Source organism: Puniceicoccus vermicola (genome assembly GCF_014230055.1).
Lineage (GTDB): Bacteria > Verrucomicrobiota > Verrucomicrobiia > Opitutales > Puniceicoccaceae > Puniceicoccus > Puniceicoccus vermicola.
In genome coordinates this window covers 41717-58068 of the sequence record NZ_JACHVA010000076.1, presented here as the reverse complement: position 1 = coordinate 58068, position 16352 = coordinate 41717, and the positions used below count along the sequence as shown (strand labels likewise).

Annotated in this window: 10 protein-coding genes; 3 read left to right on the top strand and 7 right to left on the bottom strand. The window is 52.8% G+C overall.

Annotated features, from left to right (window positions below; translation table 11 throughout):
- Positions 1-13 precede the first annotated feature (13 nt).
- From H5P30_RS08550 to H5P30_RS08540, 3 genes are all read left to right on the top strand, one after another.
- On the top strand, positions 14-733 hold the full coding sequence (locus H5P30_RS08550; protein ID WP_185692531.1) for a hypothetical protein: 720 nt from the start codon (positions 14-16) through the stop codon (positions 731-733).
- A 238-nt stretch (positions 734-971) separates the two neighbouring features.
- The gene (locus H5P30_RS08545) at positions 972-3707 is read left to right on the top strand and encodes an Ig-like domain-containing protein (protein WP_185692530.1); all 2736 of its coding nucleotides are present in this window, start codon (positions 972-974) and stop codon (positions 3705-3707) included.
- Positions 3708-3761: 54 nt separating this feature from the next.
- Positions 3762-4745 carry a DUF4886 domain-containing protein gene (locus H5P30_RS08540; protein ID WP_185692529.1) on the top strand — a complete coding sequence of 328 codons (984 nt, stop codon included), beginning with the start codon at positions 3762-3764 and terminating at the stop codon, positions 4743-4745.
- 377 nt (positions 4746-5122) lie between these two features.
- Here the strand turns inward: H5P30_RS08540 and H5P30_RS08535 are convergent, their stop codons facing one another.
- The 7 genes from H5P30_RS08535 to H5P30_RS08505 form a co-directional block, all read right to left on the bottom strand.
- Positions 5123-6868 (bottom strand): glycoside hydrolase family 35 protein, encoded by a 1746-nt coding sequence (locus H5P30_RS08535; protein WP_185692528.1) that lies wholly within the window; start codon positions 6866-6868, stop codon positions 5123-5125.
- A 42-nt stretch (positions 6869-6910) separates the two neighbouring features.
- Complete coding sequence (locus H5P30_RS08530; protein ID WP_185692527.1) at positions 6911-9427, bottom strand: glycoside hydrolase domain-containing protein; 2517 nt, start codon at positions 9425-9427, stop codon at positions 6911-6913.
- An 8-nt stretch (positions 9428-9435) separates the two neighbouring features.
- Positions 9436-10104, bottom strand: coding sequence for a hypothetical protein (locus H5P30_RS08525; RefSeq protein ID WP_185692526.1), 669 nt, complete (start codon positions 10102-10104; stop codon positions 9436-9438).
- 104 nt (positions 10105-10208) lie between these two features.
- A complete protein-coding gene (locus H5P30_RS08520; protein WP_185692525.1) occupies positions 10209-12689 on the bottom strand; it encodes a glycoside hydrolase domain-containing protein in 2481 nt (826 codons plus the stop codon).
- Between the two features lie 198 nt (positions 12690-12887).
- On the bottom strand, positions 12888-13604 hold the full coding sequence (locus H5P30_RS08515; protein WP_185692524.1) for a type II secretion system protein: 717 nt from the start codon (positions 13602-13604) through the stop codon (positions 12888-12890).
- Positions 13605-13764: 160 nt separating this feature from the next.
- The gene (locus H5P30_RS08510; protein ID WP_185692523.1) at positions 13765-15048 is read right to left on the bottom strand and encodes a BNR-4 repeat-containing protein; all 1284 of its coding nucleotides are present in this window, start codon (positions 15046-15048) and stop codon (positions 13765-13767) included.
- 94 nt (positions 15049-15142) lie between these two features.
- Entirely contained in the window at positions 15143-15889 is a 747-nt protein-coding gene (locus H5P30_RS08505; protein WP_185692522.1) for a hypothetical protein, read from the bottom strand.
- Positions 15890-16352: the final 463 nt, after the last annotated feature.

The following is a 16352-nucleotide window of genomic DNA, read 5'->3' as shown; positions in this document are numbered from 1 at the left end:
ACGAACTATTCCTATGAAATACCTGAAGAATCCCGCCCCCATCGGTCTTGCTCTTATGCTCTTCTTCAACAGCCTCGCACAAGCGGCCACCATGAAGGAAGAGGACTTGGTCTCCGTCGAATTTACAACCCTCGCGCTGGGAAACAGGAATATCGAAGACCTCAAATATGAGTCCGATGGCCAAGTCCGAACGATCAGCATCTACACCCGGACGTTTACCCAGCCTCACTCTTATTCTGGACCGCCTTCGATGATATTTTTCCGCGAAGAAAGATCCCCTTCGGACGGAACGATCCAACGAATCCCAGTTGCAAACGCAAAACTCTCCCCAAACCAAAAGGAAGTCCTCATCCTATTCATGGGAAACGACGGCGGAAGTGATGAGCATTATCAGGTTTTCACCGTCAAGAGAGACCGATCAATATTCCCGGCGGGCAGCTACCAAATCTTCAATTTGAGCGAGTACGCAATTACGGGAAAAATCGGAGAAGAACTCTTCCAATTGAACGACATGGACAGCACCGTCGTGGAACTCTCCAATCGTGAAACGACTGCAATTGAGGTGAAGTTTGCCCGCTCTGAAGGCGATAGCTGGACCCTCGCCTACAATTCACTCTGGCCTCACCGAACCAATTTCCGATCCAACATTTTCATCTTCGGCACGGATGATGAGGTGAATCCTGTCAACGTACAGGTTTTCAAAGAATACCTGAATCCAGACTCATCCGAGTAGCCCGAGGAGCCCCGGTTTCCCTTCACGGCCGGGACTCAACGAATCGCGTGGACTCTCCCTTTCCGGAGAGCGGCACCGTTCCTTCCTATTCATATTTCCCAAGGTTCCGACCGACGAAGTAAACGCTCTCGTTGGTCTTGCCCTTTCGGGTTTCAGACCCGGGACCTCCGATCCATCCGGATCCCTTCGCCCCCAACAGCGAACGAGACCGCGATGAATTCCCTTTTCCAATATAACCATGATCAATCGTACGAAAATATTCAGCTTGCTGGCGGCCCTCTTCGGCCTCCTCGGCTTCTTATCCATCCTACACGCCGAGAATAAGGTCCTCTTTATCGGAAATAGTTTCACCTTCGGCGATGGAGGGACTGTGAGCGTGCCTACGATTTTCGATGCGTTGGCAAACGCCGCTGGCCAAGAGGATCCTCTTACGGAGATGAGAGCCGTCGGAGGAAAGGATTTCCAATACCACTACGAGAACAGTCAAAGCTTCATTGACGATGAGCAATGGACTCAGGTCGTTCTCCAAAACTACTCAACCCAACCAACCCATGTCGGCGACATCGACGAACACATGGAATACGGCGAGTTGCTCTACGACTCGGTAATGGCCAACAATCCCGACACTCAAGTCTACCTCTACCTGACCTGGTCGCGTGCGGAAGTGCACGGAATGATCTCCGGAACCTCTGATAGCGGACACTTCGCGACGACGGACCAAATGATCGATGAACTGCGGACGAACTATCAGGCACTCGCCGACTACCTCACGGAGACCAACCCGGACAAATACCCGGTCCTCGTCAATCCGGTCGGCGATGCTTGGCGAAACGCCGGCGGCTACCTCCCGGCCTCCGACCCGGACTTTATCGACCTCTACAAATACGACGAGTATCACGGAAACGACAACGGCTACTATCTTTCGGCCTGTGTGCACTATGCGAGTATTTACCAGAGCAGTCCGGTCGGCTTGCACTCCCAACCCGAAATTCAAAACCTCAACCTGAAGATTACCGACGAAGACTTCACCTTTCTCGAAGAAATCGCCTGGCAGACCGTCAACCGGGCCGGACTGACCGATAAAGTGACCTTGATCGACTTTGGCTCCACCGATTCAGAAACTCCCAGTAATCCTCTCCCCGGAGAGAGCTGGAACAATTTGACCAACCCGAAGGCGACGACCGAAGGCTCGGTCCTCAGCGGGCTCTTATACGATGACGGAACCTCCAATCCCATCGAGCTGAAGATCCTTTCACGCTTCAACCAAAGCTCTTCGTCGGGCACCACCGACTCCACGTTATTCCCGGGAACTGCCACACGCGACCTTCTCTACGGAAACACTGAGACTGACAATGGATTGAGCACCGTCACCCCGAAGTTTACGCTTACCGGAATGGATCCAAGCGTTGCCTACATCTTTGAGTTTTACGCCTCACGGATGGGGGTCAGCGATCAATTTCAAACGCGCTACACGGTCACTGGAGAAACCGTCGAAAGCGCCACTCTCGATTCGGCTGGCAATGTGGAAGAAAGCGCATCGACCTTGCCCGTCTTCCCCAATGCCTCAGGCGAGATCACGATTGCTCTCAGCCCCGGCCCTGAGAACAACAGCAGCGCTCACTACACCGACCTGGGAACCCTTCGAATCGATACAATTCCCCACACTCGTTTGGAAGTCTCTGAGCAACCGGCCTCCCAAACACTGGAAGAAGGCGGCTCGGCAAGCTTTGCTACGCAAGTCGAGGCTGACCGCTCCTACTCTATTCAGTGGTATCGAAACGGAGATCTGATTGACGGAGCCACCCGCCTGAACCTCACGGTGAGCGACGTGGCTTTTAGCCAGGATGGCGACATCTATGTCGCAGCATTCGACGACGGGATCCGCACGGTTGAAACCGAACCCGTTACTCTCACCGTTCTGCCTGACCAAACTCCGCCCAATTTGAACTCCACGAATCCGGCCGGTCCCGATCAGATCTTCCTCTCGTTCAGCGAGCCGCTTGATTCTTCCAGTGCCACCAAGGCGGATAACTACGAAATCGCCTATCGAGGTCGCCGTCTTACGCCGATCGCCGTAGATCTCTCCGGCGACGGACTGAATGTCACCCTAACGCTGGCTGAGGCAATCAACGGACGCTACGCCATCTACGTGAAGCCATCCGTCACCGATCAGCGTGGAAATCCTCTGCCAGAAAGTAGTATTCTCAAATGGGGGTCTCTCTCGACCGCTCAAACCGTATATCTTGATTTCGGCAGCGGTTACACCGTCATCTCGGCCGACTCCTGGAATGTAATCGACGAACCCTCGGCTACCCCCACCCTCTACACCGACGACCTGCTCGATCGAGAGGGCAACTCCACCGCGATCAGTGTCTCGCTGACGGACTCCTTGGATGGTACCAACAAAAATGGAACGAGCTCCGGGCCGTTCCCTTCTGGAGCAACAAGAGACAGCTTGTATGGCCAGAATTCAAATCCAACCGGGGCGTTCACATTCTCCAACCTAAACCGGGATTGGACCTACGATTTTACGATTTTTGCCTCACGGATGGGGGTCAGTGACAACCGCGAAACTCACTACGAGATCACGGGAGCAAATTCCGGATCTGCGAATTTGGATGCAGCCAGCAACGAGACCGAAACGGTCAGCATCAACGGCATTCGTCCGACCAATGAAGGCACCATCGTGCTCTCGCTGTCAGCGGGGTCACACAACAGCAACGGGCCCGGCTATTACTACATCGGAGCCGTCGCCATGAATATCCGGACGCCTGAGGAGGAATTGACTCTCTACCCTCCGGTTCTTCTCGGCAATGACCTCGTTCTCGACTGGACGCAAGAAGGTGAACTTTTGCAAAATGACGACCTCACCGATTCGTGGGAACCGGTAACTCCAGCCCCCACTCCCCCATTCGCCACCTCCGTCAGTGGATTGGATCGGAGATTCTACAAAGTCCGCCAAGACCTTCCCTGAGCTCGATTCCGAAGACGGTCAAAAAAACCACAGCAGAAACACCGAAAGCACTTTATGAAAACACGAATCCTCATGATTCAATGGCTCAGTCTCAGCTGCCTCGCGCTCGTCGCGACATTCGCATCGGCGGAAGAGGATGGAGCCCTCTACATCCTCGGGATCGGCAACAGCTTTACCGAAAACGCCACCCGTTTCCTTCCTGAGATCGCGGCCAGCGATCCCGAACACGACGTCGTCGTCGGACGGGCCATCATCGGTGCCTCACCGCTCTCGCTCCATGTCGCCCTAGCCCGGCAACACGCCGAGAATCAGGAGAAAGGAAACAATTACGGCTACGACATCAACAATGAGCGCATCGAAAAGAAGGCTTCCTTGGAACACATCCTCAAAGACAAAAAATGGGACTACGTAACCATTCAGCAAGTCAGCTCGAAAAGTCATAAAGCAGAGACGTTCTCGCCTCATGCGGAAAAGCTCATCGGCTACATCCATGAATATGCACCTCAGGCCCAGATTGTCGTCCATGAAACTTGGCCTCACAACGTCGACAGCTACCGTACGAAAAAGTGGAACCTGCAACCCGATGAGATGTACGAGCGACTGCACGAGAACTACTACAATCTCGCTGCTGAACAGGGCCTTCGGGTCATCCCGGTCGGGACCGCCTTCCAAGAGGCCCAAAAGATGCCTCTTTGGGACTATGAACCGGTAGACTTTGATGTATATTCGCTTCCCTATCCAGAAGGGAAATCCCGGATGCCCGATGAAAGCAAGAGTCTCAACAAAATCTTCTACTGGAGAAAGAATTCTGAGGGAGACTGGGTCATCGGAACTGATGGTTTTCACGCCAATAAAAACGGTGAGTACCTGGGAAGCCTGGTCTGGTACGGGTTCTTTTTCCGGAAGGACCCCCGCGAGATCGAATATCAGCCCCGAACTCTTACTGACGAACAAGCCGATTCTCTCCGCGAGGCTGCCTACATCACCCTCCGGGATGCCGCTGGGGTTTGGGAGCCACCCGAACTCGGCGAATTTTAATTCCCTCTCTCGGTTCGACAGAGACTCTCACTTGAACCCAAAGGCGCCGAAATCCTCGGCGCCTTTTTTATGTCCTTCGAGAAACGCCCCAAGAGCAGCCCACGCCGAAGTTCCATCGTCCGTGGAATTGAACAACGGGAACCGGGTGCTCCTTCCTTCGACCCGGGAGGGAAGGCGGGCCTGGCATCATGGGCCACGACTTAAGCCTTGCCCGAACGCTACGCCGTGAGATCGCAGGGCCCCGAGGCGATCCACATCGCTACGCGAACCCGCACTCTGAACCGCCGACCCGAATGAAAGCCGAACCGGTAACACCTGAGCCCAGTCAAAAAATCGAAACTCATCGACCTGCAGACCGAGGAATCCAATAGATTCGCTCAACCCAAATCAGGATCAGCGACGAATTCAGCAGCCGGAACCGAGCTGGGTTCCAGCTCAAAGATCTCGATGGTATTGTCCCCCGATTTCAGGAGTGGACCCGGAACATAGAGGGTCTGCTGCGGTCCGGTTTTCCAATAGCGCCCCAAGGCAAAGCCATTGATCCAGACCACGCCATGATTTCCATCACGAACCCGGAGAAACGTATCAGCCGGTTGATCTACGGAAAGCTCGGCTTGAAACAAACGCGGAGTTTCGCCGGTTGCGGCGCCTGCCCATTCCAAGCCTTGGCGAGAATCGAGTGGCAACGGATAAGTCTTCCATCCGTGCAAGTATTGAAGCCCCAAACGAATCCCATGGGTAACTCCCTTGCGGTCATACAAGCTGGGCCCGTAGTTGATCCGACCCTGATTCTCGACCAGGATTTGAAGGATCGCACCTTCACGGCCAATGGTCACATCAATGCCCTCTTGGGGCTCATTGCGATCCACCGTCCCAACAAACCTACCGTCGAGGTAGACCCATGCCCGGTCATGAACGTCTTGCAACATGATTTTCGACTCGGGCCGAGGTCCGGACACCTCGGTTTCGTAAAGAATAAACCCAAAGTTCTGGTCGACGTCTTCCATGGTTAAGGGACAGGCCGCCTCCACCGGTTTCGCGAAATGGTCGAGCTTCTCGAGCAGGCTCAACGATCTCTGAGTCTCGGCAAGGCCAAAGGCAATCCCCTGAGTCTTTTCCGGTACTGGCCCCACCTCGGCACCATGCTTGGCGAAGATTTGCCGAAATCTCTCAAACTTTTCGGTAGGATTCCCCTGTTCATCCAGCGGGGCGTCGTAATCATAACTGGTTACCGTCGGAAAATAGGATTGGTAGCGATTTGCACCGTTCCAAAAACCAAAGTTCGTCCCTCCGTGCATCATATAGATGTTCACCGAGGCGTCGTTGCTGAGGACCTCATCCAGGGCATCGGCGGCATCGGTGGCGTCCCGGGTGTGGTGTTCAGCGCCCCAATGGTCGAACCAGCCATTCCAGAACTCCATGCACATCAGCGGACCTTCCGGCTGATATTCCCGGAGTTTCTCAAAAGCCTCCGTCGCTCTCGATCCGAAATTCGCGGTTTTGAGAAGATGAGGAAGCCCGCCCCCCTGGAGCATGTGATCCTCTGGACCGTCCGAAGTGAAAAGGAGAACGTCAATTCCATTCCTCTTCAGGCAATCTTCCATCCAAGAGAGATACTTCTTGTCGGTTCCGTAGCTCCCGTACTCATTCTCCACCTGAACCGCGACGACGCGGCCTCCTCGACTGCTCTGGAGATCGGCAAACTCCTGCATCAAGCGCGCGAAGTATCGGTCAACATGCGAAAGATAGGTCTCATCCATGCAACGCAGGCGCACATTGCGGTCTTTCAGCAGCCAACTGGGAAACCCACCGAACTCCCATTCGGCACAAATATAAGGTCCTGGACGAACGATTACATCCAGATCCAATGCAGACGCCGTCTCGATGAACTTTCGAAGGTCAAGAAGGCCTGAGAAGTCGAACTCCCCCGGTTGCGGTTCATGCAAATTCCACGGCACATAGGTTTCGATGGTGTTCAACCCACAGGCTTTGCATTTCCGTAAACGGTCCTCCCAGTACTCGGGCACGACGCGGAAATAGTGCAAAGCTCCCGAAAAGATCCGGTGTGACTTGCCGTTCCGGATAAACTGATCCTTCTCGGTGGTTAAAAATTCTTTAGACATTATTTTCAAATAGTGGGAGGTATCCACGCAGGTCGTGAGCAATCAACGAAACTGGTCCCAAATACCGCGGACGGGCATACCCTCGTTCCCGGCCCAAGGATTATCATCCTCAACCGGTGCGTCTTCAATGAGACGGCCAAGACGATCCCGAAACTCGTAAACTTTGTTGGGACTTTTCGTGTAGGTGTTGCGATACTTTGAATACTCGTCGAAATCGGTAAGAGCGATGTTCGCCTCGTAGAGCCAATCACTGGTTTCACCTCCGGCATCCTCGTACAACTTCACCTTGTGGGCCAGAATCATGTAGTAAGCCAGATCCTGCATCCCATCCCGGAAATTTTCCATGACCATACTCGGGACCATGGTGCCGTCCGTTCGATAATACAGCCAACGCCCGTCCCCATGCGTATCCCCGAAACTGATCGGATTCCAGGTGGTGTATGGATATTCGCCAATGCCCCCACCCTTCTCTTCGTTCTCACCGAAAATGGCCGTCTCGTAGTAAAGAAATCCTGCCGGTCGATACTTGGCGTGTTGGATTCCCATCATCACCCGTGCATCAATCGGATCGTATTCGATAAAGAAATTGGGATAAGGATGCGGAGGCCAGACGCAGGTGTACCACCAGGAGTCGATCCCATATTCCTCGCGAAGCGTGTCCACATTCTTTCCGTTCCATCCCGCATTGATCGGGCAAGTCGCACTCATGGACGGCATCTGAGGAGGCACCTTTTCCGCCGTCGTCGTAAACCGGTAGATCTCAGGATAGCGTTCCTTCAACATGGCAGCAGAATCTTCAATACGCGGCCACATTTTCGTCGAAACTTCGTCCCACCCGTAAAGATAGGCATAATCCTCGAGACCGGCTTCCTTCACTGCTTCATAATTCTCACGATACTCTTCCATCCACTCGGGGTTGTCGCTGTGGAAATAGCCAATGCTGAAAGGACCGAGCTTCCCTTGATCCCGCATATATTCGATCAGCTCCATATCAAGCTTCGAGGGGAGATCCTCCGTTGGGTGACGGTAGATACAGTCCGGCATCAGATAGTAATCTCCCAGGAAATCGGCGAACTCGTACTTTTTCGTCTCATTCCATGCCTTCTGCCCCCCCATGATATTCTCGATCCAGTTACTCCTCTTGCTGATGGTCGTGAAAGCCAAGGGGAAAGGTGCGTGCGTGGGCAGCGTAAAATCATATACATAGACGGCTAGCTCGAAGACCATCGGTTCCGCCTCCTCAGCATTAACCGTAATCTTCCCGTAGTACATCCCCGGCTCCTGGTCGATCGGCACATTCACACGGATCCACCAAGCCTGAACCTCTCCCACCTTCACATCGACGGGCTTCGGATCCGCGATAATCGGGTCCGGCCACCAACCTACATAATCGACATCATAGCCGGGCTCATTCGTAGTCTCGGTGTAAGCAACAAGATCACAGTCAATCTGGCCTGCGGGGATCGAATCACCCGTCTCGGTTCGGAGCTCCGATGCGGAAACTCTCACTTGGCGCGCATCCCGATCAAAGGGAGCAACGGCCAATTGGAAGGACTCATTTTCATTCCGCGCTGCGTTCAACCTGATATTCGGAGCGATCGTCAAATCCACTGGTAAATGCTTCGGCATGACATTGACCATAGAAGGTGCAAAACCAACCAGAAATCCGTTGTTTGGAAGGCCCAATTCCAAAAGCTGACGATAATAATCGGGATACTGGTTGAACCGCTCGACCATCGGCTCCAGATACGATCCCAGCCATACCATTTCCAGCCGATCTTGGTCGGCGGCATTGGCATTCCGGTCAATCTCTTCGACTCCGCGCTTTAGGCGTTCCACTTCGTCCCAGACGCTTCCGGTCAGAGCTCTGCCCAGAACCTGCTCATCCAGCTGTGAGGTCGCCGATTCAATCTGGGCCGCAATGATTTCCTTCTGCATCTCCCAAACAGACTCCTGTAATTGGTCCGGCAAATCTTCCGAATAGTCTCCTTTGTCTCGCAACAGAGTGATCCCGTCGATGTGGATAGCGACATCACTCTCAGGTCTTTCGACGACGAAACGGATTGTCGTAATTTTGCCCGGGTTAATCGACTTATCATTCGCGATATTCCAACCCAGTTTTTTGAAAACCCGCTTGGCCGAACGGTTCGCGATGCCAAACCGATGGCGCAAACCATTATCGATATCATCCTCCTTATCGGAAATGTAGATATAGGCACTGACATCCTCGTCAGTGGGATTGACTACATCGAAGACGATCCAATCGTAGGCAGCCCAGTTTTCCGGCGGGAAGGTGATTTCCACATAGGTCTTGCGGGGGTCCCCACTCTCCCACTCTTCCATTCTCATCACCGCGGACGCGGATCCTTCGCTCGCAAACAGATCGCTCTGTTCGATCGACGCCCCCTCTCCAGAAGTTTTCCATCCCTCCAGTTGCGAGGGATCCTCGAAATCAAAGACTGACTCCCCAGCACTCGAGACCAAGGGCCCCGCCACCCACAGCAAGGCGCAAGCAAAAGATGAGATTGAGAAAAATCGGGAAATTGAGGGGTTTCGCATATCAGGTATCAGTTGGGGGCTTCGTTCCAAAGGTAGACATCATCTCGTTGCTGGGGGATCTCAGGCTTAAGCGCTTCTTCAGCCATTCTCTGCGCTTCCTCAGCGGCTCGTTTACGAGCAATCGCGGCTTGCTTGGCTTGAGCCATTCGCTTGGCGGCTAGCTCCTCCAAATTGGTTTCTGAGATCGGCACCTCCACGGAGGCAGAGCCAAAGAGAACCACGACCGATGCCTCTCTCACTTCCCGAACCTGGGCGACACTCCCCGCATACATTTCAAACCAGCTGTTCTCGGCCTCCCCTTGACCGGGGAGATCGACGCGCTGATTCGTCTTCACGGTTACCTCGCGGGGCGCATAGCGTGGATTCTTTTGCAGCCAGACCAATGGGCGAAGTTCGAGCTCTCTCTCCTCTTCCGTCGTAGGCGGAACCTCCTTCTTTTTATCTCCATCGGCTTCTGGGATTGATTGAACTGCGGGAGGTTGAGCAGGAACGGGTTCAGAGGCGGCGGGCGAAGACGGAGTTTTCTCCGTCTTCGCCTCGTCGCTATTACCCAACCTCGTTTCCACAAACTCGTGTAAACGATCCCACAACTCGGTCGGAGTCTCCTTGAAATAAACCATCAGCGAGCCGAGAAGGATTACGACAAGAACAAGAAGAACTCCCAAAAACCGTTTCATGATAAGAGATCCGATGCGTTCTCGGAGCCACTAACCCGCCCCTCGGATTCGGATGGCTCACGATTCGAATTCATCACCAAGTGAGAAGAAACCAATTCGAAGGCTTAGTTCCAATCGATTCCCAAAACGCCCATACCCTCTTTCCACGGATCGGTATCCGTCACCGGTGAGGCTTCAATGGCTTCTGCAAGTTGGTCACGATACTGGCGCACCTCCTGAGGATCCTTCGTCCAGTCAATCCGGCTCTCTACATAAGTATTGGTCGCATCCAAGGCCTCACGGGCTTGTTCCAACCATTCTTCGTCGGGATTATCGGAAGCTTCGTTAATCTTAACCTGATTCTGAAGAATCATGTAGTAAGAGAGATCCTCGAGACCGTCTCGGTAGTTCTCGACACGCACAGTAGGCAGTAAGTTCGCATCGCTATCGATGGCAAAATAGGCACCATCTCCATTCGCCCCGGGGAAGGTTTCCGGACTCCAGTTGGTGTAGGGGTAAGTGTCAATTCCTCCAGGAGTTCTCCACCAAGTCGTGTGATAGTAGAGATATCCGTCCGGCTTATACTTCGCCAACATCATCCCGGAGAGGATCCGGTTATCAATGCTCGGGTAATCGGTGAAGATATTCGGGTAAGGGTGCGGTGGCCAGACACAAGTGTAGAGCCAAACCTGACGCCCTTCTTCGCGAGCCTTCTCCGCCAAGGTCGGGTTGTATCGGGAGATGATCGGACACCATCCGATTAACGACTTCATCGGCGAATCAAAACCGTAGCTGTGATCCTGTGACGTTGTCAGGATCAAATCGATCTCGGGATAGGCTTCCCGGAATTTTTTCGAGAACTTCTCAATGTTGGGATATTCATTACTTCCGCGTTCATCGTAGCCGTAGATATAAACATGGTCCAATACGCCCAGCTCTTTCGCTTTCTCGTAGTGTGGACGGAAGAGCTCAACCGTTTCGTCTTTGGTTCCCCAATAATATCCAAGACAAACGTTCACCAATTCGCCCTTCTCATGCAGATATTCAACGATATCCCAGTCGATCGTATCGATTCGTCCCATCTTCGGGGTGCGATAGATACTGTCCATGTTGATCATGTATTCTGCGAGGAAATCGGCATAGTCGTATTTAATCTTCTCCCAATTCTCTTCGAAATTATCCTCGTCCCCGATCGCAGTCACTTTGTTCCAATTGCGATCCATGAATGTAAGCGCCGTTGGAATCGGAGCGTGTTTCGGAACATTGAATCCGCGCACCGTCACGTTCAAATCGTAGGAAGCGACTTCCTTTCCATCACTGGCAACCGAAACTTTTCCGGTATAAACTCCCGCTTTCTGGTCGCGGGGAGCAGCAAGGCGCACCCACCAGGTTTGCACGTCACCCATAGCGACATCAATCGGCTCTTCCACGTCCATCAGGGCGTCCGGCCACCAACCGATGTAATCAATGTTCGGTTCTGTCTTATAAGTGGTTTCGGTAAAGGTCACCAGCTCCACGCCAGTCATATCAGCGGAGAGAACCTCCCCATCCGGACCCCTTAGCTCACTCAGGCTCACCGTGATCTTCTCCGCCGGATTCGCATAAGGCATCACCGCGACCTGAAAGGCTTCTTTTTCCCCACCCGCGAGACTGATTGAAACTTCATCGTCAATCGTAAGGTTCGCGGGAAGATCCTTCGGCATCACCTTGACCATCGAATCGGCCAGTCCCACCACAAAACCAGCGTCGGCGTCTCCCGAATAATCTGCCAGATAACCTTTGGCTTCGACAAACCGATCGGCGATCATCGCCAGTCGTTTCAACTGCAGAAGGACGGCTTTCTGCTCCTCAGGAGTCTCACTGACGTCGTATTCAGCCATCAGCTCTTCCAGACGTCCCTCCAAATACTCGGAGGCTTCTGGAAGTTCTTCACTCATGCCCTCGAATTCGTTTCGAAGACTGGATGCCTGATCCTCCACATAATCCTTGCGGAAAGCGGCCATCGTCTCGGCCATTGAGCCGGTTTCCTCTTCAATCACAAAGGTCTTCTTGGGCTTCCGATCTTCGCCCTCCGCAGGCTTGTCGAGCGGCTCCTGCCCCTCTTCCAAAAGAGTGACGTTGTCGAGATAGAAGAGATTCTCCTGGTTGGCAGGGCCCGTAATGACAATCGCGTTGATGTTGTGGGTGCTCACGGCCTTCGAGAACTTTAATTCCGCCACCTTGCGAATGTGACTCCAAGCCGGAAGGGTCACCTCAAAGGCAAATCCAGTCACCTCATTGCCTGCCCAAACCTTCAGACGCTGTTCTTCAGCGGTCGGGTTTGTGAAATCCAAGGCGATGCGATCATAGTCTCCCCAATCGTTATCCCAGACCCGGGAAGAAAATACCGGTTCAACAGGCATCGCCTCCGAATAAAACCGAGCAGAAGTTTCTCCACTCACCGAGAACTGATCGGAAGCCTCAACGACTTGAACTTCAGGTTGGTTGTACTCCCAGTCCTCGAATTGCCAGGCATCTTCGAAATCATAGAGCACATACTCCGCCCGAATCGGTCCCGCAGTGACCAAGATCAAGGGAGTTAGGGTTAGCAGGGATCTCAACTTCATAATTCTTTTCCTTTGGGTGAATGAGCAACAATGCTCAAAACACCATTTTATGCAACAAGTTTGACTTGTTACTTTCTGATTTTTTTGAACTTTTTTCGGCCTGAATGGACTCCCCTTCCAAAAGGAAGAGTCCGCCGCTAGACTCCGAGAGACACTTTTAAGAAATCACTTTTTTCTAAAGGCTGCCCATCGCCCAGATCAGATCGCATCTTCCTTAGGTTGAGCCCGAACTGGACCGGGGATTTTCGAGCTTCCCGCCCCCATGTTCAACCAAACCACCTTGTCTGAGCCCTCCGGATCCTCCCAATCCGTCCACATCACACTGTTATCCGCGAACAACGAATTAAAGCCTTCTGGCACTCCTCCAAAATAAGTCGAGAATGATGGATTCCCTGTGATAGCATCTTCCCTCAACTCTCCCCCGTTGCTGTGGTTTACTCTCCATTCTCCCGCATAGGAGTAGATCAAGTCCTGCATAATCAAAGAGTTGGAAGTTAGCTGCAGCACCCGCGAAGGACCGTAGAGATTGCCAAAATAGGCATACGACCCGCGAAGCTCTTCAAGAGTATTCGCTTCGTCATCCAAGGGCACCCCACCCACTGCGGGGCAAGACCAAACACTGAAGTCATCGATGTAGCCCCGTTCCTTCATCATCGTAATAAAAGACCGATTGAGCTTATCCGGATAACCGTCGGGATGGCCATTGGCCAGCGTCCCATTGTTGTCCGCCGCATAGGTGAGAAGAGACGCCCCGCATTGGCGGAGATTGCTCGCGCAGGCCGATCGTTTGGCCGTCTCCCTCACCTTTCCAACGGCCGGTATAATGATCGCCGCCAAAACTCCCAAAATCATGAGCACGACCAAGAGCTCAATCAAAGTGAACGCTCGGTAGTTCTTTCCTTCAAAACCCTTCATAAGTCCCTTCTTTTTGATTTTCGAATTTGCCAGCATCGCTCCATGCGCGCTGATTTGACCCAAAATTTAGTAACACCTATATTTGTTTCAATTAAAATTCCGGCCTCTTGCTCCTCCCTTCGCTCGCGTTGGTTTGTTTTACTTTTCTCTGACGGTCGACTCAATCGAACTGAACCATTCCGAGGTAAAGTTCGTCGGAGTGAGCAGTGGGCAGGTAGAGAAAATCCGTTCCTTCAAACGAGGTTCCAACCGGCCTGGCGATCTTCAGATCGTCGATGATAACAATCGGCACCGACCAGGATGCACCCGCATCAGACGACATCAACAGAGCCAGTTCACTATCACCTCCATTACCGACACCAGGAAAAGTGTAGTAGTGGATCTGCCCGTCAAAGTAGCTAATCCAAGGTTTTTCATTCGAAAACGGCCCGGACGCCACCGTCTCGCGAACCCATTGCGAACCATCCCACTTAGCGAGACGGTGCTCGTATCCATGGTGCTTCTGATTCGTCGAATAGGCATAAGCAATCAGAGGCATTCCATTCTCATCCAAAGCCATCTTGGCAGACTGGATACCGTGGACTCCCCGCTTATAAACTTCTTCGCCTTCCAAAGGTTGATACAGATCAGCAGCCTCGCGAGTGATCGGCAATTCTGTGTACTCAGATCCATCCGCCCGAAAGTACTTCCCCGTATTCGGCTCATAGCGAGCGTAAGACCCCATGTGCCGCGTAGCTTGCGGACCGCCCTCGGCCCACTCCCAAATAATGTGCAAGTCGCCGTTTGGATCCGGAAAGATCTGATCGGGATAGACCGTGCTCCCCTTCTCTGCGGCAAAGGAGCCGAGATCCTCCCATTGCTTTCCGTCGAGACGGTAGTGGTAGAGCCGCCCTTCCAGCCCCTCCCGAATGATCAAATACAAATCCCCGTTGGCGGCCGTGGCCATATTGGGATAGGTGAACTTCGGCCCCTTCCCCAGCATCAATCCCGGTGCCTTCCGATTAAAACCGGCCTCTACGGTCTGCGGAGCCAAGGCCACTCCGTAGCGGAATGGATAAAAATGCATGCCGTAGGTAAAATGCACCACTCCATCACCGTCCACAGCCAGGGAGGTCTGCGTGTGGCCGGTATCAAAAACCGCCTTCCCGCCCGTATCCTCCATCGTCCAGTTTCCGTCCGAGTCGCGCTGGGCAATAATGACATCGTCCTTCCTCTTCGTAGAGCCTGGGCGCAGATAAGAAACATACAACTGATCCGCCTTGGCGTCGTAAGCGACCGGAGACCACCAGGCAGCAATATTGTAAGGGCTCATCTCATCGACCCGCTCCACCTCAATCGTGGGTTTCGACTGAGCGGACACCGATATCGGCGAGGCCACAATCGCCGAGAGAACAAGAGGAGCCGCCCAACGGCGCCAGAGAAGAGAAACATCAATCGTTTTCATAGGATTCAAAAAATAAAGGTGGTGGTCAGGCACTACACCCAGACCACCACCTTATCACAGAAGCTAAACGTAAATGAACGGAGGCAAAAACCTCTTACGCAACGGCGCGACGACGGCGACGGACAAGAGCCATGCCGAGGATGGCAAATGGAAGCGCGAAGGCGTTGGCCTCGGGGATTGCAGCGGAGGTTTCGAAGTAAACATTATCGACCGCATAGTCGCCCGATTGGTCCCGGAAGGTAAGATAGGCTGAACCTTCATCCACCCCGGGAGTAGATTGATAGAAAGACAAGCCTGAGACATTAATCACCTCATTGTTCGAATCATTTAAATCAATGACGCTCACCGAATAAGTTCCCGACGGTTGCATATCTCCAGTAATCGTAATCCGATACCAATTATTATCCGAAAGGACTCCCCCGGCTCCGATCGTCTGCCAGCCGGAACCATCATAGATATTGAGCGAATCATCTCCGCTGGCACCCACTGCGACATTCAGGAGATTCGCACCACCGCTCCCAGATCGCAAAGTCATATTCATGGAACGACTAGAGGTAGAACCGATTGTCGCAAAATCCCAAGCCAGTGTATACTCGCCGACAGTAGCGATATCAGCATAATTGTCATTCGAGTCGCCTGAAAAAACGTCCATTCCCTGAGTCCCGCCCGTAGGATTCACGATCGCACCACCCGAACTGTAATCATAGGCGGTAAAACTGGAAAAGCCATCGCTTCCACTCTCGAAGTCGGCATCGACCTGAATGGTTTGCGCCTGGGCGGCACCAGCAGAAAGCGCAACCGACAACAGGGCCACGCTGAGGTATTTGTAGTTAGTTTTCATAGGATCGTTCTTTTTTGGTTATCGGTTTCGCGTGTAATTTGATTCGAATCTGACACAAATCGATCTGTTGCACAAATAATGCCTGCCCACGTTTTTTATCGTGGGGGATTCCACCCACTCAAAATTACCATATACAGAAACATTCATGGCGCTAGGCATTCGGCACTTTTTTCCCACAGATTCTTTTTGTTACGGATTTTTTCTGTGACATTTAAGACTTCTTGTCAACTCCTTTCCGGAAAAACAGACGCCACCCAGCCCAAAAGAACACGCAGCTCCCCCTTTAGAGACCGAAGAACGATCGATATGACCACCTTCGATGAAATCCTCCACGTTTCCTCCCAAGCACAACCCTATACCCTCTCCAACCCTGATTCTATAGAGGTTTACGACTCGTAAAGGAGCATAAGCACCACACTCCACCGGCAATAAGTAACGGGGGCGCTCAAGAATTTCAGCCGGG

Excerpts from the sequence above, each read along its gene's own strand:
- H5P30_RS08550 (WP_185692531.1), top strand. The coding sequence starts at position 14 with ATGAAATACCTGAAGAATCCCGCCCCCATCGGTCTTGCTCTTATGCTC.
- H5P30_RS08545 (WP_185692530.1), top strand. The coding sequence starts at position 972 with ATGATCAATCGTACGAAAATATTCAGCTTGCTGGCGGCCCTCTTCGGC.
- H5P30_RS08540 (WP_185692529.1), top strand. The coding sequence starts at position 3,762 with ATGAAAACACGAATCCTCATGATTCAATGGCTCAGTCTCAGCTGCCTC.
- H5P30_RS08535 (WP_185692528.1), bottom strand. The coding sequence starts at position 6,868 with ATGTCTAAAGAATTTTTAACCACCGAGAAGGATCAGTTTATCCGGAAC.
- H5P30_RS08530 (WP_185692527.1), bottom strand. The coding sequence starts at position 9,427 with ATGCGAAACCCCTCAATTTCCCGATTTTTCTCAATCTCATCTTTTGCT.
- H5P30_RS08525 (WP_185692526.1), bottom strand. The coding sequence starts at position 10,104 with ATGAAACGGTTTTTGGGAGTTCTTCTTGTTCTTGTCGTAATCCTTCTC.
- H5P30_RS08520 (WP_185692525.1), bottom strand. The coding sequence starts at position 12,689 with ATGAAGTTGAGATCCCTGCTAACCCTAACTCCCTTGATCTTGGTCACT.
- H5P30_RS08515 (WP_185692524.1), bottom strand. The coding sequence starts at position 13,604 with ATGAAGGGTTTTGAAGGAAAGAACTACCGAGCGTTCACTTTGATTGAG.
- H5P30_RS08510 (WP_185692523.1), bottom strand. The coding sequence starts at position 15,048 with ATGAAAACGATTGATGTTTCTCTTCTCTGGCGCCGTTGGGCGGCTCCT.
- H5P30_RS08505 (WP_185692522.1), bottom strand. The coding sequence starts at position 15,889 with ATGAAAACTAACTACAAATACCTCAGCGTGGCCCTGTTGTCGGTTGCG.